Genomic DNA, 26,420 nt, shown 5'->3' with positions numbered 1-26,420 from the left:
ATCCTAATAGTAACGTAGAGCCTAAAGGATACAGAGTAGGAAAGGTGTCGCTTCAGCAAGTATCAATTAATAAGACAAATAGGAAGGATTGGTATTCGATTCACGTTGATTGATAAAGGCTCGTATACTTTATTTAAATTCCCCAGAAAATCTAGTTCGTATATTGGGTAGAGATATATCAAATTTTATTAATATGAAAGGTTGTAAAGTAAAAGAAGTAAGATTTTACGTTTTGTCAAAAACAAGAATAACCTTTTCCGTTTCATTTTTTGTTCTGGATTAGATAAATGCTAGCCCCTACACTCACTCCGCTTAAATCTTACCAGCAATACTCACAGGTATCATGGTATAGAGAAAAGGAACCCTCTCAAGGAGAGCGAAATAGTAAGAGTAGTGTTAAGAGAATAGAATAGGTAGAAAAAACATATCTGCTAAGAATCCGGAAAATATATAACCCCTTTCTTTGCAGAGGAGAGTATATGAAATAAGGGTCTTTTTGTAAAAAAAAGAAATAGCTTATAATTTAGTATAGCGTCTCTGCTACATTGATTACTATAAGTGCCAATTCTGCATTGAGAGGCTTTTTGCCTTAGCATTTATATGGATTCTCGCACGATGAGGCTCTCTCCTAAATCTAAAGATTCTATAATTTTCTGCTCTAATGCCCTCTGTTCCCCATTATCTACTTCGTGGTCATAGCCTAAAATATGTAAAAAGCCGTGAATAAAAAGCAAGGCAATCTCATCTTGTGTGCTATGCCCTAGCCTTTGTGCGACACTTTGAGCTAATTCTACATTTATCACCACGCTACCTAGACATAGCCCCATAGCATTTTTGCTAAGATTTGCACTATCCGCACATATATTTTGAAAGCATATATCATCATAGTGCAAAGGGAAGCTTAGCACATCAGTTGCGCTATCTTTGCCCCTTGTTTGTAGATTTAGCTTTTGCATAGAAGGATTATCATTTGCTAATACCTCTAGGCTAAATGCGCTAAAATCCCCCTGAATCACGCCCAAATCCCCTATCCGCGCTAAAAGTGATTCTAAGAATCCTAGCGAGGCATAATGCTCTTTACATATATCAAGTGTAGGCATTGCTTTAGCCATAAACGCTCCATTGTGCAAAAAAAGTGAAATTTATGTTTCTATGGTGCGAGTATAGCCATAAAATGCTTTTAAAGTGCTATAATTCACACTCTTTTATTAGCACTTTAGCAAGAGGCAGGGCAAGGATAATGGTAGATTATGGCATTAATTTTTGGAGTAATAATGACTTTATTATCGCCGATGGCAAGGTAAAGGTGAATCATAAGCATAAACCAGCGCTGATTGACATCGTCCAAGAAGCCCGAGAGAGAGGCTATAAAGGACCTTTGCTCTTACGTTTCCCGCATTTAATTAAAAATCAAGTGGATAAGGTGTTTAAAGCCTTTGAGGGCGCCATTAAGGAGTATTCTTATAAGGGTAAGTTTAAAGCGGTATTTCCCTTGAAAGTTAATCAAATGCCTAATTTTGTGCTTTCACTTGTAGAGCAAAGTAAAGATAAATGCTATGGGCTAGAGGCAGGGAGTAAATCCGAGCTAATCCTTGCTATGGCTTACACGAATGAAAATGCTCCCATAACGGTGAATGGCTTTAAAGACAAGGAGATGATTTCTCTAGGCTTTAGCGCAGCAAATATGGGACACGACATTACGCTTACGATTGAGGGGCTAAATGAGCTAGAGACGATTATCGAGGTGGCAAAGGAGCTAGGCGAACCCTACCCCAACATCGGCTTAAGAATCCGCCTTCACAGCACGGGTATGGGCATTTGGGCGAAAAGCGGAGGTATAAACTCAAAGTTTGGATTGACAAGCACAGAGCTTTTAGAGGCGATTAATATGCTTGAAAAAGAGCAATTACTGCATAAATTTACAATGATTCACTTTCATATAGGCAGTCAAATCAGTGATATTTCACCGCTTAAACGTGCTATTAGAGAGGCAGGGAATATCTATGCGGAGTTACGCAAAAAAGGTGCGGAGAATCTGCAATGTGTCAATATCGGCGGAGGCTTAGCGGTGGAATATACCCAGCACGAGGGTGCGAATAATCGCAACTATACATTGAGCGAGTTTAGCGGCGATGTAGTGTTTTCCCTGCGTGAGATTGCTAAGAATAAAAATGAGCCAGAGCCGGATATTTTTATTGAATCTGGACGTTTCATCGCGGCAAATCACGCCGTGCTCGTTGCCCCTGTCTTAGAGCTATTTTCACAAGAATATGACGAGAAGGCTTTGAGGCTTAAAGAGCATAATCCTCCGCTTATCGAGGAGCTTTTTGACCTCTATAATAGTGTGGTGGAGAAAAATGCAATTGAATATCTGCACGATAGCCTAGATCATATGGAATCTTTGCTCACACTTTTTGATTTGGGTTATATTGATTTACAAGACCGCTCAAATACTGAAGTACTCGTGCATTTGATTATTAAAAAAGTGATTAAGCTCTTAAAACATAAGAATTTTAATGAAATTTTGCAGATTCAAGAGCAGGTGCAGGAGCGCTATTTGCTAAATTGTAGCTTTTTCCAAAGTCTGCCTGATTATTGGGGATTAGCACAGAATTTCCCGGTAATGCCCCTTGATAGGCTTAATCGCCGCCCAAATCGTAGCGCGAGTTTGTGGGATATTACTTGTGATTCCGATGGAGAGATTGCATTCAATGCGCAAAAACCCATCTTTTTGCACGATGTTGATGTAACCAAAGAGGAGTATTTCTTAGGATTCTTTTTGGTGGGAGCGTATCAAGAGGTGCTAGGTATGCGGCATAATCTTTTCACACACCCTACAGAGTTTAGTGTGAGCTTTAATGATGATAGTAAGGGACACGAGCTAACCAATCTCATTGAAGCACAGACGATTTTAGATGTGCTTGATGATTTAGACTATGATACAAAGGACATCGAGCGGCGATTGAAGCAGCACATTGAGGATAATGAGAGTCTAGATAGTGAGGGTAAGAAAGATATGCTTGGGCGGCTTTATGTGATGTTAAGTGAGAATGGCTATTTGCGCACAATTACAACTAAGGGAGAATAGGCACAAGTGGAATCAAATATATCAAATCAACACATAGCACAAACAGAACAAAAAGTGGGTTTGTGGCGTATCATTAAAGAGGATTTTTGCATAGTGAGGCAAAAAGATCCCGCTATTAATCGCAGCATTGAGCTGTTTTTCAACTATCCCGGATTGATTGCGCTCGTGCATTATCGCATTGCCCATCGTTTCCACAAAGCTGGATTCAAAGTATTGGCGCGTATCATCATGGGGCTTACGGGCTTTATTACTAATGTCGATATTCACCCCGCAGCACAAATAGGCAGACGCGTGTTTATCGACCACGCTACTGGTGTAGTGATAGGCGAAACCGCCGAGGTGGGAAATGATGTGATGATTTATCAAGGGGTAACGCTAGGGGGCACGAGTTTAGATAAAGTCAAGCGACATCCTACAATTGAAGATGGCGTGGTGATAGGTGCGGGAGCGAAGATTCTAGGGAATATACGTATCGGGGCGAATGCAAAAATTGGGGCAAATTCTGTAGTAATTAAAGATGTGCCCAAAGACTGCACGGCGGTGGGAATCCCCGCACGTGTGATTGTAAAGGGGCGCGCACAAGGTATAAATGCGGTAAATAAGCTACCTGATATTGATAGAGCGCTGTTTGAGTATCTTTTCAAGCGTTTGCAGATGTTAGAATCTACTACAGAGTGCTGCCATACAAAAGAGCTAGAGGAACTAAACGCGCTCTATGCACATTTTTTAGAAGCATTAAAGGGATAGCGTTTATTAGAGGGAGTCAAGGGAGGATTCTCAACCTCTAAAATGTATTTGGTAGAGAAAGTGTTAGTTTTACCCTTAAGGGATTTGTTTAGAGGCTGCATAAGTGCGTTCTTTTATGCTTGCAGGATTTTGCTATTTTTTAAGCAATTCACCTGCAATTGAAGCAGCTCCACCCGTCTTTTCATCAGCTTTTTTTCATAGCTTTTTGCTTTTGTTTTTCAAGCTCTGCTTTTTGTTTTTCAACTTCCGCATTAGCGGCGTTTTTAAGCTCTTTTTTTGTGTCTTCTGTGATGTCTTTAACACTTTTGCCACTTGCTAAGTCAGAAGCTGCTCCTAGAGCCTTGTCTTTAATGTCAAAAGCATTTGCGAAAGTACCACAAACTGCTACGGCTAACAAAACCGAAATAACTTTTCTCATGGAATCTCCTTATGATTTTGAAATTGCGAAAAAACGCGAACTATTTATATCAAAAAAAAAAAAAACGAAAGAAAAGAATCAAATAGTGATAAATTATTGATGTGATGTGTCGTTTATATCCATATCGTTGGGATTTGGATTCCAGCATAGGCTTGAGTGAATCCACGCCTCATAAGCCTTATGAGACTGTGCTTCAAATGCTATGATTTCAGGCACATCATAGCTATGGAGCTTTAAGAGCAGGGCTTGTATATCCTTGTAATATGAGGGTAGCGTTTTAAACGTGAGTAGCCATTCCTTTGATTGATGTATCGTGTAGTCTTGCTCTTTGCTTTCTCTCCAAAGATAGGCACTTGTGATCTTATGATACTGTGCACAGGCTACAAGGTGCGATTCTAAAAGTGATTGAGCTAAAAACTTAGCTTCCTTTTTGCTAGCGGTGGTAGTGTGGATAATGAGCATAGGAATCTCCTTTTTTATCGTATTGGTTGTGATTATAGCTTAATTTCTGTTTCTATTTTTTGCAATGCAGTCCCGCATTTAAGGCTAACTTTTTTAATTAGGAATAAATATAAAGAAGGTAAAAAATCAAAGAAAATTATCTCTTATTCCTAGTAAAACCTTAATATTAAAGCTATTTAGGATTATCATTTATGTGTATATAACATTCTAGGAAACTCGCAGTTTTTAAAAGTATTATTTGTTGTCGTGCTTCATCTTTTGAGTGTGTTATATATGTTTGCCCAGCTATCACAGACAGCTCCTTGTAATGCTGGAGGGTATTAATGTAATATCACGACTAATACTACTAACACAACTACTTTTTATTCAATAGCAATGGAACACAAGATACGACAATCACTATCAGCCCTAATGTTGTCCTCAGTATGCAAGAGAATGTAAAATTGGGGTAATTACTAATCGTAATACATCTGGCAATGCTCTTAATTATTAATATAGGGCAGGGGGTGATAATCATCCCTAGAGCGGAGAGGGGTTCCTATTACGTAGTGATGCTGGCACAAATACCATAGCCAATCATTCTGGCACAAGAGTGAGCCTCACGGGCGGCATTACCAATTAATCCATTTTGCTTTGATGTTTTGCTGTAAAATAAGTGTTAGCTCTTTTTTATGCGCACTATGCTTTAAAAATACACTTGCAATGTAATTTTTTGCAAGATTTGCTTTAATTTATTTAAAGTGCAAAGGCAAGATAGAATCCCTGTTTCTTTTATTATTTGTGAAACCCTTAGATTTATGCTACCTATTCGCCATTATGAGTATAAAAGTTTAAAAAATCTTTATCCATTTTTGCAAACACAATCAATTTTGCTATACTTAGATACTACCAAATTTCACACAAAGGACACATTATGAAAATTACTTACACCCTCACAGATGAATCTCCCGCTTTAGCGACATATTCATTTTTACCCATTGTTAAGGCATTTTTAAAGCACGCCAATATCGATGTAGTAACTGCTGATATCTCGCTTTCTGCTAGAATCTTAGCGCAATTCCCCAATTCTTTAAATCCTAATCAGCGCGTAGAGGATACACTCTCGCTTTTAGGTGAGCTTGTCAAAACACCTGATGCGAACCTTATCAAAACGCCCAATATCTCCGCTTCAATCCCCCAACTAAAAGCTGCTATCAAGGAGCTTCAAGCAAAGGGCTATAATGTGCCAGAATTTCCCGATGAGCCAAAAAATGATAATGAGAAAAATATCAAAGAAAAATACCAAAAAGTGCTAGGCTCGGCTGTGAATCCTGTACTGCGTCAAGGCAATAGCGATAGGCGCAGCACAAATGCAGTCAAATCCTACGCGCAGAAAAATCCCTATCGTGTCGTGCCTTTTAATAAAGATTCTAAAAGCTGTGTCAGCTATATGAAAGAAGGCGATTTTTTTGATAATGAAAAGGCGGTTTTGATAGTATCTCCCACTACGGCTAAGATTGTATTTAGAGATTCTAATGGTGAAAAGGTGCTAAAAGAAGGGCTAAAATTGGAGCAAAATGAGATTTTAGACGCCACTTTTATGGATACTAAAAGGTTAAGCGCATTCTATGAAGCACAGATAGAATCCTGCAAAAAGCAAGATATTCTCTTTTCTTTGCATTTGAAAGCCACAATGATGAAAGTAAGCGACCCTGTGTTATTTGGCTATGCAGTTAAGGCGTATTTCAAGGAGCTTTTTGAGGGCTTTAAAGATGAGTTAGAAAGCTTAGGCGTAAATGCAAATAATGGCGTGAGTGAGCTTTTAGCAAAGATAGAATCTAGCCCCAAAAAAGCGCAGATTCTTGCAAGATACAATGAGATTTTAGAAAAAAGTGCCAAAATTTCTATGGTAAATTCCGACAAGGGCATTACTAATTTGCACGTTCCAAGCGATGTGATTGTCGATGCTTCTATGCCTGCTATGCTTAAAAATGGTGCAAAGCTATGGGATAAAGAGGGCAAGGAATGTGATGCAAATGCGGTGATTCCGGATAAAACGTATGCGACTATTTATGAAGCCGTGATTGAGGATTTAAGGGCAAATGGCACACTTAATCCTGCGAATTTAGGAAGTGTAAGTAATGTGGGGCTAATGGCAAAAAAAGCACAAGAATATGGTTCACACGATAAGACATTTATCGCGCCTAATGATGGGGAATTTGTAATTTTAGATGCGGATAATAAAGTGCTACTTTCTCACAAAGTGCAGAAAGATGATATTTATCGGGCAAATCAAGCAAAGTATGACGCTGTGCTAAATTGGATTGATTTAGGCATTGAGAGGGCGGATATTACGGGTGATAAAGCGATTTTCTGGCTTGATGAAAAACGCGCGAGTAATAAAATTATGATTGATTTAGTGCAAAAACGATTGAAAGAAAAGGGCAAAGATATCGCTATTCTTGCCCCTAAAGAAGCCTGTTTAGAGTCTTTAAAGCTCATTCGCGCAGGGAAAAATGCCATTTCTATCACAGGCAATGTGTTGAGAGATTATCTCACGGATTTATTCCCGATTTTAGAGCTTGGCACGAGTGCGAAAATGCTATCTGTCGTGCCTATGCTTAATGGTGGAGCGATGTTTGAGACAGGTGCGGGCGGGAGTGCGCCTAAGCAAGTCGAGCAGCTCGTAGATGAAAATCATTTGCGTTGGGATAGCTTAGGTGAGTTTTTAGCCTTGCAGGCAAGCCTTGAGTTTTACGCACAAAAGTGCAATAGCTCTAAGGCAAAGGTGTTGGCTGATGCGCTTGATAGTGCTATTGGGCAGTGGCTTAATAATAATAAAGCTCCTTCACGCAAGGTAGGCGAGGACGACAATCGCACGAGCCATTTTTACTTGACATTATATTTTATACAAGCCTTAGCAAAGCAAAGCGCAGATACGCAAATCGCTGCATTTTTCACACCCTTAGCCGAAGAGATAATATCAAAAGAAGCCACAATCCGCAATGAATTTAATGGTGCACAGGGTAAAAAGGTCAATTTAGGCGGATATTATAAATTTGATGATATAATGGCGGAGAAAATTATGCGCCCAAGCAGTAGTTTCAATGCGATTATTGAAAGGATTACTAAGGGTTAAGTTTAACTTCGATGATTGGAGGGATTAAAGAATGAGTATGAAAATGATAGTTGCACGTGTGCTTTGTTTGGCTTTATCGTGCCATATTTGCGCTCTTGGAGCTACCAATACAAATACAAGAACCACGGCTGCTAAAAAAGCTAGGCAAGCCCCGTCTAAGCAGGTATCACAATTAAAGAGCTTTAATTATGAACTAGGCGTGGCTGCTGAAAGCTATAGCTATCACGAAACTCAAAATAACGAACAGGTAATGAAAATATCAGGGCTTATGTATGGAGTGCAAGGAGGCATTACGCACAATGTTACATCTTCTTTTAGACATAGCTTAAATGCAGCCTATTACACAAGTGCTAATACTCGATATGATGGACACGTTTGCCCAAATCAAGGTGGTAGAGATCAATGTCAGCCATACAAAGCAGATTCGAGTGATTGGTTTTCTTTTGCGCAATATATGATTAATCCGCGAGTGCAAATAGATGATGCGATTATTGGTTATAACTTGGGTGCAGGCTATCGGTATTTGTTTAATGACGTGGATTCTATATCTGCGTATAGACGTGAGCAACATTATGTGTATTACTTGCTGGGGCTTGATATATCCGCGCCTCTTTCGCCTAGAGTTTATGCTAGCTTTATGGCACAATATCGAGGGCTTATCAAAGGTTGGAATAAATCTTATGCAACAGATATTGGTTGGGACTATGATTTATCTTTCACGCAGACACGTGGAAGTGGGTATTATCTCGCTTTAAGGGGCGATTACAAATATAATAGAAACTCTTCCTACTTTATGAAGATTTATTATGAATATTGGAATATTTTAGATTCAGACTTTCAAACTGCCTATCAAAATGGTCAGTCTTTGGGCAGTTATGTAGAGCCAAATAACTATACACATAGTATAGGGGTAAATGTAGGCTTAGCTTTCTAAGGTTTGTCTAGACAAGACCTTTTAGCCCTTGAAGGATTAACCGCCTTTTGCGTTGAATGCCCTTACGGGATTCATCTAAAGAACTTTTGCTTTGTAAGCACAGATTCACGTAGGCTTTCACCTCTCTTCTGCTGGAGCGTCTCCCACCTTCACTTTAAAGATATACCCTCTTCTACAAAGAGAGCGGGGAAGTTGAGCCTTCTCATAAAAAATAGAATATAAATTCTCTAATTTCCCCACAAGTGGATATATCCTCACTTGCATAAAAATAAAATTGCACGAAGTGCAGACATTAAAAGTGCAGGTCGGGGGTGGGGATATAAGGGGGAGCGAGAGGGAGCAATCCAACGAGCTGTCTTCTTTAAGCCCCTCCCCCTTATAGATAAAGAAAATAGACTTAGAGATTCTAAGCCTTAGAATCTTACTTGATGAAATCCCGCAAGGGTAAAATAAGGTGAAGCCGCAATTTTAACTCTATCTTTCAGGCGGAAATAGAGGGCTTAGCTCTTATTCTTAAGAGCTTTTACAAATGTAGATTAGCATTTCGTGCAAATGCGAGGGCTTTAGCCCTGATAGCGAAGGCATAGATAGATTAGAATCTAAAGGCTATTCCCTCAAAGATTTTAGGCGCGAATATCAAGCAAATGTGTTTGAGCTTTGTAGGTTGGTTCTTCTTCTGTTAAACCCTCTGCATTTTTATGTGAATCTTGGGCTTGTTTTTTCTCACTTTCCCTCTCGCGTTTTTTCTCTTGTTTGTCATCGGGGTTAATTGCTTGGACTTCGGGCGAGGGAGAGACTTCCTGCACGGCTTTAAGCTTATCGACAAAGTCTTGCATATTTGCATTAAGCGTAAAATCTACTTTTTGCATATTGTTTGCGTGTTGAATACTGCCAAGCTGGGAGTTTTGATTGATATATGTAACATTACCAATAGGACTAAGTGCCATAATAACCTCCTTTTTGCTTTATAGAATATCGTCTTTTTTTTCAAACGATCGTTTTTGGCAAAACAAAAATAGCAAATACGATTCTAAATTTGCCTACTCACAAGTAAAGCCTCACTTGTATAAATAAATCACACGAAGTATTTGCGGCACAATATTTAGTTTGCGCAATCATTCAAGCCCATAAAGTTAAATGACTAAATCCTGCCCTCTATCGAGAAAAAAAATGCTCTACCACTCGCGCGGTAATAGCTATAATAAGTGTGATTAAAAAGATTTGTGATATTAGCACCCATCTCAAAATGCTTGTTGATTTTCCAACCTAGCTTGATATCAGCAATTGTGTAGCTATCAGTAGCTCCATATATACCACTAGGCGTGAGCTTATTATCCGCATTTTTATAGGGCTTACTTGCATATTCTACCCCAAAACTCCCATATATCTTAGAGCCATCATAGCTAATCGCGCTATATGCTAAATGACTAGGCACACCAGCGACTTTATTTCCCTCTGTGCTTTTCTCTAAGCTTTTTAAAATTACAGAATCCATAAAAGTATAGGTAATATGCACATTTATGCCATAGCCCACAGGGAGAGAAAGGCTAGATTCTATGCCTTGTATGCGATTTTTACCCAGATTGTCATATGCCCCTCGCAGAGTCGGGTTAAAATATGAACTTGAATACTGCATAATGGCATTGCTTGTTGTGTTATTAAAATAATACATTTTCACTATGCCATATTGTGTGTTAAAAGTCATAGGAATATCCTGCTCTATCCCTATATCAAAGCTTAGCACATTTTCAGGCTTTAAGTTTGGATTGCCCTTTATAGCTGTGCCATCAGTAAGGTTTCTATTACTAAACATCTGCGCGAAAGTAGGGGCTTTGAAAGCCTCACCAAAGGAGAGTTTGAATCTTGTGAGCGTATGCGGGGTAAAATTAAGCGATATTTTAGGGCTAAGTGTTTGTTTGGTATTATTGCTATATATATCATTATCTTTATATATCCCATAGCCCTGCCAATAGTCATATCGCACACTTATGTTGCTATAAAATCCCCTAAGATATTTATTCCAATCGCCCTGCCATTGTGTAAAAACACCTATAGCTTGAGTTTTACCTCCTTGCTTATAGCCACTTGTAGGAGAATCGCTAAGAGTTGCATTCATATCTTTCCAATTTTCAATATAATGTTTTTGCTGCGTGTAGTGATTATGCCGATATTGTGCGCCCACTAAAATTTTATGAGATTCATTAAGGGATAAGGCATACAGCATATCGAGATTATTTGTTTGGTATTTATGGTTGGTTTGTGAGCCATCGCCGCCATAAATGCTTGTATTTGCATTTGTTGGATTTACCCCACCATCAGGATTATTGAATCTATCCCACCCAAGGATATTATAAAACTTCACTTCTATGTGGCTATCGTGCGGCAAATAATGCTTATAGTTTAAAGATGAGATGAGCTGCGCGTAAGCTTCCTTGCCGATATTTCTACCATAGAGAATGGGTGCGGGTTTGCCACTATCCACATCGGCATTATTACCATAGCTAGGAATGCCATTTTGTGTAATAAATGTGCTTTGATTCTTATGGTCATATTGATACATATTCCACCGCAAATAGCCACTTAATGTGCCATTATCGCTTGTATCAAGTTCGGCTTTGAGTGAGCTATCATAGGTTGTGTAGGCTTGTGCGCCCATATCACCGATATTATATCGCAATGCCCCGCTGTTAGAATCTAATGTAGGCTTTGCACCTTGATAACCGCTCACATCTGCTACCACGACAGAATCCGCCGCATAGCCTTGTGAAGTAGTGATGCCCAATGAAGCCTTAAGGCGCAATCTTTTATCTAGTAGTGCATCGCCTATACTCATAAAGCTATGAAAAGTATTTTTAGGCGCAAATGATGTGCCTAGGGCATTACCATAACCAAAGATAGCTTTTGCACTAAATGCAGTAGGCATTGTAGTAATGAAATTAATCGCTCCAGCCACCGCACCGCTGCCATAAATGTTTGAAAATGCCCCTCGTACTACTTCAACCTGGGCAATGTCGCTAGAATCCATCGCGGTAAGCATTTTTGTGTTATTGTTAATATCATTTAAGATAATACCATCAACCATAATAGCTGCACCGCTTAAACCTCGAATCCTTACGCTATCAAATGTATCCATACCACGTGACTTACTCTGTTGTAACCCCTCATATCCCCTTAAAGTATCGCTAAACTTGCGATTAGGACGCAAGGCAATATCTTTTTGGCTCACTACACTGACATTACCCGGAGCTTCATCAATAGCCGTATCTATGCGTGATATACTTACTATGCTTTGAGAAAGTGTTACAGAATTTAGCTCTTTAGCATTGATTATTGAATAAGCAGATAAAATAGCCATAATAGAAATGGATAAGATTCTAAGCTGCATAATAATACCTTTTATGTAAATAGTTTTATAAATATTACTATAATATGAAATATATTAAATTAGTATTACTATCAAATAATAATCTTGCTAGAATGACTAAAAATATTACAAAAAACTACATTTTATTATCTATATATCAGGAAGAATGATTTTTGCAGCAGTAGTCTCTTGTCTGTTTATGATTTTTCACGAATATGTTTTAGAATCTAAGCTTTGTTTTTATACAATTTCATCTCCTCTTATCCTATCACGCACAAGGCTTTATATTTATGATAAGTAAGCATTCAATCGAGGCTCTCAAGCAACAAATAGATATTATAGAAATTGTTGGTGCGTATGTGGAGCTAAAAAAGGCTGGGAGTAACTATGTAGCCTGCTGTCCCTTCCATAATGAAAAGACGCCTAGCTTTGTGGTAAGCCCTGTAAAAGGATTCTATCACTGCTATGGCTGTGGCGTGGGGGGCGATGCGATTAAGTTTCTTATGGAATATGAGAAAATTAGCTTTGTAGAAAGTGTGGAAAAAATCGCTGCGATAATGGGCTTTACGTTGGAAAGAGACAAACAATATGAAAAAAAGCCCCAAAGCCTTATACTTGATGAGATGATGAGATTCTATCAAAAATGCCTCCTCTCCCATCAGGCTTCACTTGATTATCTTGCCTCAAGGCATATTTCTAATGCCAGTATAGAAACTTTCCGCTTGGGCTATTGCGGGGCAAGTTTTGAAAGTCTTAATTTCATTAAGCAAAAAAATCTTAGCAAAAAAGAGGCGCTAGATTTTGGCGTTATCGGGCAGGATAGCGGACGTGAATATGCGCGTTTTAGCAATAGAATTATCTTTCCTATACATTCCCCTAATGGCAAGGTAGTAGGCTTTGGTGGGCGCACCATAAGTGGCGATAGGGCAAAATACATTAACTCCCCCCAAAGCAAAGTATTTAACAAATCACGCTTACTCTATGGCTATTACATTGCCAAAGACAAAATTTACAGGCAAAAAAAAATCATCGTGTGCGAGGGCTATCTTGATGTGATTATGCTTCATCAGGCAGGGTTTGATTGCGCAGTGGCTACGCTTGGCACAGCCCTTACCAAAGACCATATACCGCTTTTACGCAAAGGTGAGCCAAAAATCATCTTAAGCTATGATGGAGATAAAGCAGGTATAAATGCTGCCTTCAAAGCAGCGCAAATGCTCTCTCACGCGCATTGTGATGGCGGGGTGGTCATCTTTGCCAATGGAGCCGACCCTGCGGATATGGTGGTAAATAAGCAAATCAATGAACTTAATGAAATCTTTGCCGCTCCTATGCCCTTTATTGAGTTTGTTCTCACACATATCGCGCAAAGTTATGCCCTTGAAAATCCACTACAAAAAGAAAAGGCATTAGCAGAATCTACACAATTCCTCCATACATTAACGCCCCTTTTACAGGAGGAATACAAGCCCCTTGTAGCGCGGCTGCTTTCTGTGCCTACGCGACTTATCCATACCCAACGCACACAAGCCCCCTCGCTCCCGCCTCAGCTCCTCCTCCATACGCAAGATATTGCCGAACTCACTTTGATTAAAACATTCCTAGAGCAGCCTACATTCATTGATTTTGCGATTGAATACATTGACATATCGCTTTTTAGCTCTAAAAAAGAAGAGTTTCATCTTCTTATGAATCAGCAATACGAAGCCCCGCCGCTCCTAAGTATTGCTATTAATGATAAGATAAAACCTTTAAGCGATTTACCGAGCCTTAAAGAACATTTGCGATTATTCATCACTAAAGCGTATGAACGTCTCTTAGCGCATATACCTCATAGCGATATGAGTTTGCAGGATAAAAATGCGTTAATTAAGGATACAAAACATAAAATTCTACAACTCAAACAAGGAGAATTACTGCCCTATGTTAGCCCTAGCACTTTTTAGCGGAGGCTGTGATAGCCTCATTTCTATGAAACTCCTCAAAGACCAAGGCATTGATGTGATTGCCTTGCATTTTGACATCGGCTTTGGAGGGAATAAAAGTAAGCTTACATATTTTCAAAATGCCACCGCGCAAATTGATGTGAAACTTCAAATCCTCGATATTAAGCGGCAATTCTTTAATGATGTGCTTTTTAAGCCAAAATATGGCTATGGCAAATACTTCAATCCCTGTATTGACTGCCACGCGAATATGTTTGCTAATGCATTTGATTATCTGCTAGAGGTAGGGGCGGACTTTGTCATCAGTGGAGAGGTTTTAGGGCAACGTCCCAAATCGCAACGCAAAGAAGCCCTCGACCAAGTAAGAAAGCTCGTGCGACGTATCGGGGAAAATGCGAAGTTTGATAGTCTCCTTTCACGCGATGGAAGCAATCCTAATAAGCCTAGATACCTTGATGAGCTGCTTTTGCGCCCTATGAGTGCTAAGCTCCTAGAGCCAAGCTTCCCGGAGAAAATGGGCTGGGTAGATAGAGAAAAATTACTTGATGTGAGTGGGAGAGGGCGTACAAGGCAACTTGAGATGATTAAAAACTATGGATTCAAATATTTTGAAAAGCCCGGTGGAGGCTGCCTCCTCACACAAGATTCTATCGCGCTTAAAATCAAAGACCTAAGCGCTCATCGTCAAATGCAGTTTGAGGATATAGAAATGATTAAAGTCGGGCGTTATCTTGTGCTAGATGAGGGTGCAAGGTGTGTCATCGCGCGTAATGAAGAGGAAAATGCCAAACTTAAACAACCTAATCCTTTAATGGAGCATATTGTCTTGCTTGATTGTGTAGGACCGCTAGGCATTGTAGAATCTAATGCTTCTAGGAATGATAAAATATTAGCTGCGCGTATTGCCCTAAGCTATGCAAGAACGCAAGAGACAAACGAATATAGAGTGCAAATTGGCGAGGAGGTGTATTCCCTGTTGCCGCTTGATAGACAAAGTGCGCAAAGCTATTTGCTTTTGAGATCATAAAATAGAATCTAGCATTACGCTACGCTATCATTAGAGCAGTTTCTCACTTAAGGGGTAAAAATGGGTTTTGATATTATGGGCTTGCATATATGGGATCTTAGTCAGCCATTTGGCTATTTTGAAGCATTTAGTGGCATTATCGTGGTGCTTTTATGTGCTGCCTTAGTATTTGGAGTATTGCGATATTTCCGCCCTCCACGAGGATAAAAATATTAAATGTTTTTGCCCTTTTTTACTCTATGGGTTTAAATAGGCTTTATCCTATCCCTTTCTATGAGCGGTTTAAGCCCTAAAGGCTGTGAATTAAGGTGTTAGATTTGATAATACGGGCTTTATTTACTTACTAGGAGGATTTATGAAAAAATTGAGTTTAGTAGCTTGTGCGATATTGTTTGCTGGGTGTTTATCAAGCTTGCCTACATTACAAGCAGATTTGGAAGAAAGCGCAAAGACACAAGTGGCTCAACAAATACAAAAACCCTTAGAGCTTACGTATGGCAAAGTGCTTAATGAAGAAGAGCTTGTAAGCCTTAATCAATGTGTGTCAGGGGAGATTGTGCGCCAACTTACACAAGAAGAGAAGTTGTTTCTAGGTGGCAGTGCGGTTGAAAAAGCATCAGTGGTAGAGAGTGCAAAAAGCACAGCACAAAAGCTTTTGCCCACAAGTGATGAGGTAAAAAATGCTATTAAAACCTGTTCTGTGGCTATTGGTATAGCAAAAACCATTGAGAAACTTAAGTAAGCATATCCTTTTAATTTTCTTTATTATGCAATCCATATCCTTTGTTATGCTGCACAAAGCTTACAAGGCTTAATTGCATTTGCGTAAAATATTTACTCTATATCAAGCTCTCTGCTATAATTTTACCTATAAGTAAAAAGGAAAAAGTCAAAAGTAGAGCTTGATATTTTGGAAACCCTCATATTAGCCTCTCTTATAGTTATATTTGGGATTTTATTACAAATGCATAGATGCACTTCAGGGAATCTACCTCGTATCAGGGCTTTTGATATTTTTTGCGATTTTGCGTATGCTCTCAATTGGAATCCGTGTAAGCATTTTAGCTTGGGTTTTGTGCTTCTTAAAATGCTTGATCGTAATAATGAGTAATTTCTATTTTACTATCTCTAGCTTTGAGGCTACAAAGCCGCGTGGATAATTTCTCTAAAACTTTCTATTTTCAAACTCGCCGAACCTACTAGCACACCTGAAACATTTTGCAATGCAAGAATCTCCCCTGCATTAGTGCCATTCACACTACCACCATAAAGCAAAGGTGCAGGTGTGAGGGTGGAGAGCATATTATGTGTGGCTTGAATCTGCTCCATTGTAGCACTAACCCCTGTGCCAATCGCCCAAATAGGCTCATACGCGATAATAAGTTGAGGATAGCTCACATCAATACCACTAAGCTGTGCACTTAAAAAGTCTTTAAGCGCATTCTCTCCCCTCTGCCGCACTTCTAGGGGCTCACCTATGCAGTAATATATACAGAACCCCGCTGCTTTATAGAATTGAAACTTTTTGTTGATGAACTCTTGGGATTCGCTAAATAATGTGCGCCTCTCACTATGCCCTATTAAAATGCGTGAGATATGAAATTCTGTTAATTGACTTAGCCCGATTTCTCCTGTGAATCCACCATTTAAAGCAAAATAAGCATTTTGCGCTCCTATATGAAAATGTGTGAAATCATCATTAAGCAAGGCGCTTGCAGAGGGGAAAATATCTACCTGCGGGGAGGCTTTAGTATTTGACTTGATATGTGTAAGGAGAGATTCTAGTTCTTTGGCATATATTTGCACCTCTGCGCGTGTGAGATTGGCTTTGAAATTAGCGGCAATGATGGGCAGCATTTGAAATCCTTTGTGATTAAGTTAATTAACCTTACTTGCAAAAGCTTATAAGTGGAGGCTTGGCATATTTATACTTGTTTGAATGCCCTTTTGTTTCACATTGCAAGTGTTAAGTTTTTAAGATTTAAAATCCGTATTTTACATTCTTTTTTGTTTTTTTATATTAGTGAAGTATGTCTATTATGCCTTTGCCATCAGGGCTAAAGCCTCTGCTAATCCCTAAAGGACACACTTATAACTAAAGCTACACCTTATTTATCAAGTGAGATTTTAAGGTATAGAATCTCTAATTTTATTTTTTTGTAAGGGGAGATTTGGTTCTTTTTGCCTCTAGCTTAAGAGAGGGGCTTTTATTCCCTACTTCAGCTCTGCCCAGTTTGTCCCTATGTTTATCCCACATTTTAGTGGCACTTCAAGCGTATAAATATGATTCATAATATCTGCCACAGCATAGGCATATTCCTGTGCCTTCTCACTTGGAGCTTCAAAAATCAGCTCATCATGCACTTGTAAGAGCATTTTTAAATCGCTCTTGCTATAGATTCTGTGAATCTCAAGCATAGAAAGCTTTATTAAATCCGCCGCACTCCCTTGAAAAATCGAGTTAATGCCCTCACGCAAGAAATTTGCCTTCATAAATTCCGTAGCCCTACTAAAGTCAAAATACCGCCTATGTCCTAGCAACGTCTGTGAGTAGCCATTCTCAAGTAAAAAGTTTTCCTGTGCGCTAAGATAATCTTTAATCGTAGGAAAAAGTGCAAAATAGCTCTCTATGTAGCTTTTTGCTTCTTTGAGTGGAATTTGCAGAGTTTGTGAGAGTTTCTTGCTCCCCATACCATAGATAAGCCCAAAATTAATAGACTTCGCAATGGAGCGCTTCTCCTGCGCGTTTTCTATCCCAAAAAGCCTTGCTGCCGTCTCAAAATGTATATCCTTATCCTGTTTGAAGGCTTCAATCAATGAAGTATCCCTGCAAAAATGCGCTAAAAGCCGCAATTCAATCTGCGAGTAATCAATGCTGATAAGGCTATGTCCCGCCTTGCTAATAAAGGCTTGGCGGATTTTGCGCCCCTCTTCGCTCCGCACGGGGATATTCTGCAAATTGGGCGATTTGGAGCTTAGCCGCCCTGTGGCTGTGCCATTTTGCAAAAATGATGTATAGACTCTATGCTCACTATTTGCCGCCCCAAAGCGCAAAAGCGGCTCAATATAAGTGCTTTTTAGCTTATTGCTCTCCCTATAATCAAGTATGAGATTCACAATCGGGTGGCTGTCTTTAATCGCTAGAAGCGTCTTTTCATCGGTGCTTAAGCCGCCCTTAACACTTCGTCCCGCCTTTAGCCCTAAGCGGTCAAAAAGCACATGGGAAAGCTGTTGAGGGGAATTGAGATTGAAATTCTCCCCACAAGAGGTGAAAATATCTTTGCTGAGTTGTGATATATGCTCGCTCGCCTTGTCTTTAAGCGATTCTAAAAGTGCCATATCTACTTTAATCCCCTCACATTCCATTGCCATTAGCACCTTGATAAAAGGGAATTCTAAATTATAGGCTAACTCTAGGATTCCACCCCATTCACGTGCGTGAAACTCCTCTTCCAGGCGATGATAGAGAGCAAATGTCGCTGCGGCATCTTCAGCGGCGTATTGTGTAGCGGCAATAATATTCACTTGTGAGAAGTTCTCCCCCTTTGCCACGACAGAATCAAAACTAATCATTGTATGTTTAAACCACTTCATCATTTGCTTATCAAGTCCCACAGGAGCGATAGAATCATACAGCCAAGAGAGAATCATACTATCATATATCGCCCCCTTATGTTCTAGCCCCAAAGTGCGATAGATAAGCGTTAAGTCAAACTTAAGATTATGCCCGATAAGTGGATATGTGAAAATCCGCGCGATAATGGATTTTGCAGATTCTAGAGAAATTTGCCTTCCTACACCTAGGTAGCTATGCCCCACCGGCACATAATAGGCATTCTTACCATCAAAGCAAAAGGAGAATCCTACCAAATGCGCCTCCTGCATATCCAAGCTATCACTCTCGCAGTCAAAGCCCACTTTCGCCCCCTGCGGAATGGTATCTAGCATAGATTCTATTTCTTCCACACTATCAAGCAAATGTGCTTTAAAAGCAAAAGTTTGTGAGGATTGCACACTCTCAAGTGTAGAGCCTACACCTCTTTGTGCGCTTCGCCGCTGCTGATAGCGCTCGTGCGGGGATTGCACCTTAGAGATGATATTTTTTAACCCATAGGTTTTAAGCTCGTCCATTATTTTTAACATAGGATTAGATTCGGGCATTAGACATTTGCTTAAATCAATGCTTTGTAGCAAATCATCGTGCAGCGCCACAAGTTTTTTGCTTAAAAACGCGCTTTGCTTGCCTGCTTTTATGAGATTAGCTATCCGCTCACTCACCACATCTGTTAGCTCATTCTCACGCGCATACATAGATTCTATATCCCCAAAATGCGCGATAAGCTTTTGTGCGCTTTTAGCACCTATGCCCTTTATACCCATCACATTATCGCTGCTATCGCCTACTAACGCCTGATAATCGATAAAATTTTTAGGCTTCACGCCATATTTCTCTATGCACTCCGCTTCACCGATATTGCGTTTCCCTATGGGGTCATAGATGTAAGTATCTTTATCGATGAGCTGATACAAATCCTTATCGTGACTAATAATTCTCACCGCGATATTTTGGGCGTTAGCGACTTTATTAATCGAGGCAATCACATCATCAGCCTCATAGCCCTCAATGCTGATATTCAAAAAGCCCATTTGCTTAATCCATTCAATCGCAATAGGCAGCTGCATAAGCAATTCTTGTGGGGGCGATTGGCGATTGCGTTTATAAGCGTCAAAAATCTCGCGCCTTTTATTTTCCCCTCCGCCCTCTAAAGCAAACATAATATATGTGCAAGATGGGTCTTTATAGAGAGACTGCAGCAAATTACAGAATCCTACAAGTAGCCCTGTGGGAAAGCCCTGTGCATTTTTAAGAGGGGGTAGGGCATAAAAGCTTCTAAAGAAAAAACCAAAAGTATCAATCACGCTTAAAGTATGCATAACTTTGCCCCCTCTGTCTTAAAATGTATCAGTATTTTGAGATTCTAAATGCTAAAGCGAGGCAAAGCCTCATAAATAAGTCAAAAATTGTAACCAAACAATACTTCGAGAATACTTTAAGCATAATAAGACCATGTAACAATTAAAGAAATATTATAGATTCACTAGTCTATCGTTCCTACACTGTTGTGGCTATCGCCACCGCGTAAGGCTCTTTTTACAGAGAGAAGCCCTGCAAATGCCTTGCGTGTGTAAGACTACGTGGCACTTTAGTGCAATAGTGTAGCAATGATGAATCTACCCATAACAATATGTTCTAAACCAAAAGTTGCGGTAAGTGGTAAATTCTTTTGGCAAGTGAAAAAAATTTCTTCTGCACCCGCAACTATCAAAGGGGATTTCTTCTGCCCTTTGAAATACACCTATCGTTTTGTATCCTTAATATCAGTGTGTTTGACATTTACTTCTCTTAGCGTGTACAAAATGAGAACTTCATTCATTTTGGTAGAAATTATGTCAAGATTTTGCTTATTTCTTAAAATTTTTTTAAACATTAAGCAAAATTTCAGGGGGGGGGACTTAAAGAAGTCGGTTCGAGGATATACCTCACTTGCAGATAGACTAGGGATTCTAAAATCTATGCTTCAAAACTTATTTACAAGTATGTAAAAAATACTAGGGATTTGAAGTAAAAGGCAGGGGGGGGGCAAAGCCCCCATAAAGAAAAACATTGAAGATAAGACTTAGCCTCTGCTAGGTGTGTCGTGATGAACGCTTAGAGTGCCTTTAATATCGCTTAAAATCGCACAAGCAGCTTCATTGGCACTGCCCATAGCACAAGCTACCATCGTAGTTACCCCGCTCACAAGCCCAGCAGCATACACGCCCTCTTTTATCATTTGCCGTTCTTTGGTTTTGAGCTTGATTTTATTAGGCTTTGGCATAAGGGTGTGCGGCTCTACAAAGCCCTCTAAGCCTTTAATATCACACTTTGAAGCACCAGTTGCCACGATGATATAATCTGCTTTTACTTCATTGCCCACATTATCTTTAGTGATGAGATTGACCTTTTCCCCGCTAATTTCTGTAACGCTTGATTGGATATAGCGCACTTTGAGCATAGTATCTATTTGCCCTTTGATATGAGAGAAAATCGCTTCAGCCTTAGCGCCTTTTGGGAAAAATGGCACATTATAAATCGCCGCTGCCTTTAAATCTGACTGATTGTCATCAAAAATAGTAATATCAAAGTCAATCTCATTATTTTTAGCTGCTGCAAAAAATAGCGCAGCACTAAGCCCAGCAATACCACCACCTATAATTGTAATTGTCTTTTTCATTTTTACTCCTTGTTTTTAGTAGAGTGAGATTATATTCAAATTTTGTGAGAGAATGTTAATAATGTAATATTTTTTAATCTTTAAGCAAATCTTCAGGGGGGTGGGTGGGTGTATAATTTTTCCTTTAAAGGAAAAATTAAAAGGAGAGAATATGCAAGAAAATACAGGGCAGATTCAAAACAATGCAGGACACATTAATGATAATAATGTAGTTCAAGCTTCAGTAACAGCAACAGCTTGGGAAGGTAAAGTCCCCAAACAAATATTAGATATGCTTAAAAGTAGATTAGCAAAAAATAGCTTCTTTAGGAATGATACAGCTTAAAAGTCCTGTAGTGGGATTACTCTTTGGTGCACTTGGTGTAGATAGATATTATAAAGGTGATGTAGGGCTAGGTATAGGTAAATTCCTTAGCGCATTTATATTTGTTGGATTTATTTGGGCATTTGTGGACTTATTCCTTATATGGAAAGGGATTAAGAAAGATAATTTTGAAAAAGTCAATTCACAGCTTTTACTCTGTGGTGTGTAGAGATAAGGAGGGGAGAATGAGGAGGATGATTTTAGGAAGTATTTTTGTATTTTTAGTTGTGAGTTTTATGGGCGCACAGGAGGTAGCACCAGACAAATTGGCTCGGCAACAGACAACACTTCTAACACAAATGTGTGATAAGAAGTTTGATGAATTAGAATTGCCAGAAGGGCAAAGAAGGGATTTTATCACAATTTGTGTTGGAAGTGTTCTTGATTCTCCAGATGGAGATTTTATTAATGCGGTATTAAAAAAATACAAAATCAACCCGCAAAAGGTAATAGATTCTTATATGTGCATTTTCCACGATAAATCATTGTGTAATTTTAAGTAATGAAGGAGAGCAAAATGAAAATCTTAAAATGTGTTTTTTTGGTTGGAAACATAGTCAGTTTAGGGCAAAGTGCAGATTTGCAAAGCTTAAAGGCAAAGGCTAAAGAGATAGCTGCAAATAGCGCACAAGGCACGAAACTAGGTAAAGAGTAGGATGTCTTGTTTGATGAGAAAAAGAAGATAGTGAGAGCTTATTTGCCACATTTGCAAGAAGCGCAAGAATTGGGCGATAGGGCTGAGTATAATGCCTTGATTGATGAGCGCGATAATGAGCTTGCTCCTATTGAGCACAAGATTAAGGAGACAAATAGCAAGATAGATACGGTTTATAAGAAAGGGCAGAATCTCCTTAGCAAAACAAATGTTCAGCAGGAAGTTCGAATCCAACACAAACGTGTAAAAACCTTGAAAGTGAATTTTATAAATGCCTAGAGGATTTTAACAAGAAAAGAACGCAGGTATATCAAGATTATTTCAAGGCAAAAGATAATTTCATAGCAAAGTATAGCCGCTAGATATGCTTGAGGAGTAAGCAATGGGAGGGATTTTAAAGGGTTTGATTATAGTATGAGTGTTTTAGTCAGTTTAGGCTGTGTGGATGTGCCTTTTCTGCAAGGGTTTTTTGAAACTCCACAGGAGAGGGCAGCTAGGATACAAAAAGATTATGATGAAGCCTTTGCCCAGTATGCATCCATAGCAGAAATGAGCTAAAGGCTGTAGCAGATGCTAAGAGAAAAATGGAGGAGACAAGAAAGGCTTATGAAAGTGCTAAGAGCATATATGACGAAGCTGAAAGGAAAATATTAAGTGAAGGGAACAGGATACGTTCTAATGCTCTTGAAGAATTTCATAATACTTTCAATAGGGCATTGGAGAAATTAAGCTTAAAGGAAATCACTATTTATGAATTTGAGAATATCAGGGATAGAGCATTTTATAGACAGAATCAAATACTTACGGAGAGCTACCATGATGACGCTAGAGAGGTAGGGAACCTAGAATCGAGTGATAAAGGGAGAAAACTCAATCAAACTTCACGTGCTTATAAAGAGGCTCAAAAGAATTATGAGGAAGAAGTGATTGGAGCAGCGATAGCAGATGTCAAGGCAGCACAAGAAGCAAAACAAAATCTTAAAAGAACAGATTATGATATAGATATCAAAGAAGCGCAAGAAACCTATAAGCTGGAGATAATAAAGGCAATGCAGAGCAAAATTCAGGCAAAAAGTAGTTTGTAGCTTTTATGTAAAACCCTTACACTAGATACCAAAAGAAATGCTAAGCATTAATGAGTTTAAAGATGAAACTATTGATACAATAATGGGTGAGATTGCTACTAAAGTTTTGTGTGAGCGCAAATCGCAGAGCTGCATTCAAATGTGATAAAAAAAGGCTAAAGATTGTCCCTACCACCGCTTCAAAGATATGCCTCTCGCTCCTCTACAAAAAAAGAATAGGGGGGAATAAAAATATTAGTTTGTTTTTTATATCTTAAAGAGGAAAATCCCGTTGATAACACAGGCATCACACCGCCTTTAGATTTAGCGAAAACTTGGATAAAAGTTGGAACTTTAAAGTTGTCCTACACAGGACAAAGCTTGGTGAGTGTCTCATTAAGAGAATGCTTGATTTTGCTATATCTAACAATATATTTAATCTCTATCTTACTACTTTTTCAAAACACACAGCATTAATCAACCTACTAGGGCAATATGGGTTTAAGCAGTGGGGCAATAAAGGTGATGAACTCGTCCTGATAAAAAACATTGCAACAACTTTAAAAGAGATGCAACAGAATATATGTCTTGATTTCTCCTCAATAAATACTAAAAATGTCAGTAAATATATTTTAGGTATTTACCGCAGTATCATACAGGAATGTTTTCGGATTCAATGCTTAAAACAGAGGATTTTAATATACTAAAAGATTTATCAGAACCCAATAGTATTCATAAAGTTTATCTCACAAGTATGAGAAAAATTGAAAATCTCAAAAAGGCGGTTTGATTGTTATCTACCGCAATAAAGATGAGAAAGCTTCCAATGCTAATTATTCCTTTGTTGCTAGTTCATTATGCGCAGTAGGAGAGTATAAGGATATGAATAATTTTAGTGAGGAGGAGTTTATCAAATATTGTAAGCCCCACAATATTTTTGCTGAAGTGCAATTAAAAACAATATTATCAAAATAAATAATTCCCAAAAATCATCAAAATGACTTATTGAAATATTCCCATCAATTAGGCGATATTCCACATCTCTTATGTTTGCAATTTTTTCTTCCATATAAATACCCCATTAAATTTTTGATTTGCACAAAACTTTAAGCAATATCCTCATAATTCATCACAACAACCCCCTGTTCCCTTGTTTGTTTCAACATTAAGAGAATACCCACTTCTTTGCTCTCTATGATTCTAAATCCCTTATATAACTCTCTCACTAAGGTGCAATCATTGTAGCGTAGGATAAATTTGCCCGAATGTTTTTAAGCAAAGCACATAGTTTCTTATGCTCCTTTATACTAAAGGTTCTTTGCATTTTATAGTAGTTTCCTGTCCCTACATAAGGCGGGTCGAGGTAAAAGAGAGAATCGGGGCTATCATATTGCAAGTGAGTTAAACAAACGCAGAAGCAACCTTATTGGTAAGCCCATAGTCTTGCAGGGTGAGGATAAGGCATAAGATGAGTTTTTAAAAGAGCTTGTCAATAATCGCAATTTTAGAAAGTTTCTCTATGAGTGTAGCTCTGCCATTGCTTATGGCTTTGCGAGTTTTATTATCAATTATAGACAAGAAAATAGCAGAATCTACCCTCAATTTGAGTTTATCTCACCTCGCTATTTTGAAAGCAATAATGCCTTTATGCCCTATGTTTCTGAAGGTGGGAATAAGATATATCTTAAAGATAATGAGGAGCTAATGCGACTTTTTCTTAATAGCGCACTCTTTTGGATAGATTCTACTATTGATAGGGGATAAGATGGCTTCTAAAGCAATGCTTGAATTTGACTTTTCACTTCCGCCAAGTGAGGCTATTGCTTTTTTGCAGAGCAAAAATCCTGAAGTGCTTAATGAGAATTACTGAAGGGTTGTGGATTGGGATTGTGAGGAGGAAGCCACTATGGATTATTAAATCTGCTTAAATTTAATGTTTGAAATCAAAGTAAAACCGCCCACTTTGATTTCACACGAGGGATTACATTATGATAGGCAAGATGGTTATAAAATTAACTATCTTGCCAATTCACACCAATAGTTTCTAATGTCTGTTTTTTATAAACAATCTTTAACGTATAGGTTTTTACATAAAATGTTCCTTTAGGATATTCATACTCATTCTCTAATATTTCTTTAGCTTGTCTTTTGATACCTCCGCATATACCTGCAAGAGCTTTTAAAAATCGCTCTTTATGTGTATTATAGAGCTGACTAACAATCAACTTACAATCTTTGGAAAAGTTAAAATGCTTAAATAAGTCATCAGGTGAATCAATCTTAGCCATTCACATCATCTTGTGTAGCAGGGATAACATCTTGTAAAAAGACTGATTCTAATGGCATTATCTTTCCTTGCTCTATGGAGTGCCATAGCTCATCGTGTGTCTCTTGAGAGATTTGTGAAGCACTCTTATCAAGTAAGTCTATAATGACCTTATCTAATATGCTTATCTCTTGCGGACTAAAGGCGTCTAAATTTGGCTCTTGCAAACATAAAAAAGATTGTTGTGTGTAGCCATATTTAGATGTTTCAAATGTTTGAATAATCCCTTCTTTTTGCATAGATTTTAAAATTGAATTAATATTTGTAGGCATAGGACCCTGAGGCATTTTTCTATACTCTAAATTTGTAAGTTGCTTAAAGTATTTATGCATAAACTCTCTATCGGCAAACCATAGAATTTTCACAAGCTTCACTTTGCCAAGATTTTTAGGAGAGTTATTGCATTGAAAATAATTAATGATATATGCAATGGTTGCCTCTGTCTTATTCAACTTTGCCACCTTAGTATAATTTGAATGTTTGTATTATATTAAGTTTTAATAATATAAAGATTAAATCGACTTTTTTTGTAAATATACTCTTTAGTAGAATCTCTACACCAACACCCCGCTTATACTCAACTCCTTTGTATGATAAGTGATATTCCTAGAATTATCCATAAGCCAATCTTT

At 38.5% G+C, this 26,420-nt stretch carries 26 protein-coding genes and 1 pseudogene; 15 read left to right on the top strand and 12 right to left on the bottom strand.

Annotated features, from left to right (window positions below):
* Positions 1–596 precede the first annotated feature (596 nt).
* Positions 597–1,112, bottom strand: a complete 516-nt coding sequence (ybeY, locus tag QZ289_RS07300; protein ID WP_295701047.1) for an rRNA maturation RNase YbeY — start codon at positions 1,110–1,112, stop codon at positions 597–599.
* 128 nt (positions 1,113–1,240) lie between these two features.
* On the opposite strand from ybeY, the gene speA reads away from it, so the two are divergent.
* Positions 1,241–3,088, top strand: coding sequence for a biosynthetic arginine decarboxylase (gene speA, locus QZ289_RS07295; protein WP_295701129.1), 1,848 nt, complete (start codon positions 1,241–1,243; stop codon positions 3,086–3,088).
* Positions 3,089–3,094: 6 nt separating this feature from the next.
* The gene (gene cysE, locus QZ289_RS07290; RefSeq protein WP_295701045.1) at positions 3,095–3,835 is read left to right on the top strand and encodes a serine O-acetyltransferase; all 741 of its coding nucleotides are present in this window, start codon (positions 3,095–3,097) and stop codon (positions 3,833–3,835) included.
* Positions 3,836–4,019: 184 nt separating this feature from the next.
* Here the strand turns inward: cysE and QZ289_RS07285 are convergent, their stop codons facing one another.
* Together QZ289_RS07285 and cutA are read right to left on the bottom strand one after the other, a co-directional pair.
* On the bottom strand, positions 4,020–4,253 hold the full coding sequence (locus QZ289_RS07285; protein ID WP_295701041.1) for a hypothetical protein: 234 nt from the start codon (positions 4,251–4,253) through the stop codon (positions 4,020–4,022).
* Between the two features lie 93 nt (positions 4,254–4,346).
* Positions 4,347–4,715, bottom strand: coding sequence for a divalent-cation tolerance protein CutA (cutA, locus tag QZ289_RS07280; protein WP_295701038.1), 369 nt, complete (start codon positions 4,713–4,715; stop codon positions 4,347–4,349).
* Between the two features lie 913 nt (positions 4,716–5,628).
* On the opposite strand from cutA, the gene QZ289_RS07275 reads away from it, so the two are divergent.
* Both QZ289_RS07275 and QZ289_RS07270 read left to right on the top strand, forming a co-directional pair.
* Positions 5,629–7,833 carry an NADP-dependent isocitrate dehydrogenase gene (locus QZ289_RS07275; RefSeq protein WP_295701037.1) on the top strand — a complete coding sequence of 735 codons (2,205 nt, stop codon included), beginning with the start codon at positions 5,629–5,631 and terminating at the stop codon, positions 7,831–7,833.
* Between the two features lie 37 nt (positions 7,834–7,870).
* Positions 7,871–8,767, top strand: coding sequence for a hypothetical protein (locus tag QZ289_RS07270; RefSeq protein ID WP_295701035.1), 897 nt, complete (start codon positions 7,871–7,873; stop codon positions 8,765–8,767).
* 623 nt (positions 8,768–9,390) lie between these two features.
* Here the strand turns inward: QZ289_RS07270 and QZ289_RS07265 are convergent.
* Positions 9,391–9,714: a hypothetical protein gene (locus QZ289_RS07265; protein WP_295701033.1), complete on the bottom strand. Its 324-nt coding sequence runs from the start codon at positions 9,712–9,714 to the stop codon at positions 9,391–9,393.
* 194 nt (positions 9,715–9,908) lie between these two features.
* Positions 9,909–12,152, bottom strand: coding sequence for a TonB-dependent receptor (locus QZ289_RS07260; RefSeq protein WP_295701030.1), 2,244 nt, complete (start codon positions 12,150–12,152; stop codon positions 9,909–9,911).
* Positions 12,153–12,421: 269 nt separating this feature from the next.
* Here QZ289_RS07260 and dnaG point away from each other — a divergent pair, with 269 nt between their 5' ends.
* The 4 genes from dnaG (at position 12,422) to QZ289_RS07240 (ending at position 15,846) form a co-directional block, all read left to right on the top strand.
* Positions 12,422–14,077, top strand: coding sequence for a DNA primase (gene dnaG / locus QZ289_RS07255; RefSeq protein WP_295701028.1), 1,656 nt, complete (start codon positions 12,422–12,424; stop codon positions 14,075–14,077).
* Positions 14,055–15,104 (top strand): argininosuccinate synthase domain-containing protein, encoded by a 1,050-nt coding sequence (locus QZ289_RS07250; RefSeq protein WP_295701026.1) that lies wholly within the window; start codon positions 14,055–14,057, stop codon positions 15,102–15,104. Before dnaG ends, QZ289_RS07250 begins: the two co-directional genes overlap by 23 nt.
* Positions 15,105–15,164: 60 nt before the next feature.
* Complete coding sequence (locus QZ289_RS07245; RefSeq protein ID WP_295701023.1) at positions 15,165–15,311, top strand: hypothetical protein; 147 nt, start codon at positions 15,165–15,167, stop codon at positions 15,309–15,311.
* 148 nt (positions 15,312–15,459) lie between these two features.
* Complete coding sequence (locus QZ289_RS07240) at positions 15,460–15,846, top strand: hypothetical protein (RefSeq protein WP_295701020.1); 387 nt, start codon at positions 15,460–15,462, stop codon at positions 15,844–15,846.
* Positions 15,847–16,244: 398 nt separating this feature from the next.
* Here the strand turns inward: QZ289_RS07240 and QZ289_RS07235 are convergent, their stop codons facing one another.
* The 3 genes from QZ289_RS07235 to QZ289_RS07225 all read right to left on the bottom strand — a co-directional run bounded on the left by QZ289_RS07235 (position 16,245) and on the right by QZ289_RS07225 (position 21,379).
* Positions 16,245–16,961: a triose-phosphate isomerase gene (locus QZ289_RS07235; protein WP_295701017.1), complete on the bottom strand. Its 717-nt coding sequence runs from the start codon at positions 16,959–16,961 to the stop codon at positions 16,245–16,247.
* A 357-nt stretch (positions 16,962–17,318) separates the two neighbouring features.
* Positions 17,319–20,039, bottom strand: a complete 2,721-nt coding sequence (polA, locus tag QZ289_RS07230) for a DNA polymerase I (protein ID WP_295701014.1) — start codon at positions 20,037–20,039, stop codon at positions 17,319–17,321.
* 743 nt (positions 20,040–20,782) lie between these two features.
* Positions 20,783–21,379, bottom strand: coding sequence for an FAD-dependent oxidoreductase (locus tag QZ289_RS07225; RefSeq protein WP_295701011.1), 597 nt, complete (start codon positions 21,377–21,379; stop codon positions 20,783–20,785).
* A gap of 151 nt (positions 21,380–21,530) precedes the next feature.
* Between QZ289_RS07225 and QZ289_RS07220 the strand changes: the two genes are divergently transcribed.
* The 7 genes from QZ289_RS07220 (at position 21,531) to QZ289_RS07190 (ending at position 23,483) form a co-directional block, all read left to right on the top strand.
* Complete coding sequence (locus QZ289_RS07220) at positions 21,531–21,704, top strand: hypothetical protein (RefSeq protein WP_295701009.1); 174 nt, start codon at positions 21,531–21,533, stop codon at positions 21,702–21,704.
* A complete protein-coding gene (locus tag QZ289_RS07215; RefSeq protein ID WP_295701006.1) occupies positions 21,691–21,912 on the top strand; it encodes an NINE protein in 222 nt (73 codons plus the stop codon). Before QZ289_RS07220 ends, QZ289_RS07215 begins: the two co-directional genes overlap by 14 nt.
* A gap of 16 nt (positions 21,913–21,928) precedes the next feature.
* Complete coding sequence (locus QZ289_RS07210; RefSeq protein ID WP_295701004.1) at positions 21,929–22,246, top strand: hypothetical protein; 318 nt, start codon at positions 21,929–21,931, stop codon at positions 22,244–22,246.
* Between the two features lie 14 nt (positions 22,247–22,260).
* Positions 22,261–22,398 (top strand): hypothetical protein, encoded by a 138-nt coding sequence (locus QZ289_RS07205; RefSeq protein ID WP_295701001.1) that lies wholly within the window; start codon positions 22,261–22,263, stop codon positions 22,396–22,398.
* A 30-nt stretch (positions 22,399–22,428) separates the two neighbouring features.
* Entirely contained in the window at positions 22,429–22,677 is a 249-nt protein-coding gene (locus QZ289_RS07200; protein WP_295700998.1) for a hypothetical protein, read from the top strand.
* A 135-nt stretch (positions 22,678–22,812) separates the two neighbouring features.
* Positions 22,813–22,956: a hypothetical protein gene (locus QZ289_RS07195; protein ID WP_295700994.1), complete on the top strand. Its 144-nt coding sequence runs from the start codon at positions 22,813–22,815 to the stop codon at positions 22,954–22,956.
* Positions 22,957–22,982: 26 nt separating this feature from the next.
* Positions 22,983–23,483, top strand: a complete 501-nt coding sequence (locus tag QZ289_RS07190) for a hypothetical protein (RefSeq protein ID WP_295700993.1) — start codon at positions 22,983–22,985, stop codon at positions 23,481–23,483.
* Positions 23,484–24,372: 889 nt separating this feature from the next.
* Here QZ289_RS07190 and QZ289_RS07185 read toward each other — a convergent pair.
* The 4 genes and pseudogenes from QZ289_RS07185 to QZ289_RS07170 form a co-directional block, all read right to left on the bottom strand.
* A complete protein-coding gene (locus QZ289_RS07185; RefSeq protein WP_295700991.1) occupies positions 24,373–24,531 on the bottom strand; it encodes a hypothetical protein in 159 nt (52 codons plus the stop codon).
* Between the two features lie 37 nt (positions 24,532–24,568).
* Positions 24,569–24,855: pseudogene (locus QZ289_RS07180) on the bottom strand (DNA adenine methylase); the annotation flags it as partial.
* Positions 24,856–25,474: 619 nt separating this feature from the next.
* Positions 25,475–25,750 carry a hypothetical protein gene (locus QZ289_RS07175; protein ID WP_295700988.1) on the bottom strand — a complete coding sequence of 92 codons (276 nt, stop codon included), beginning with the start codon at positions 25,748–25,750 and terminating at the stop codon, positions 25,475–25,477.
* Complete coding sequence (locus tag QZ289_RS07170) at positions 25,743–26,240, bottom strand: Panacea domain-containing protein (protein ID WP_295700986.1); 498 nt, start codon at positions 26,238–26,240, stop codon at positions 25,743–25,745. Before QZ289_RS07170 ends, QZ289_RS07175 begins: the two co-directional genes overlap by 8 nt.
* Positions 26,241–26,420: the final 180 nt, after the last annotated feature.

The organism is uncultured Helicobacter sp., from assembly GCF_910577135.1.
Taxonomy (GTDB): Bacteria; Campylobacterota; Campylobacteria; order Campylobacterales; family Helicobacteraceae; genus Helicobacter_C; species Helicobacter_C mastomyrinus.
Note: the sequence above shows the minus strand (reverse complement) of the source record. Positions and strands in the feature narration are given on the sequence as shown.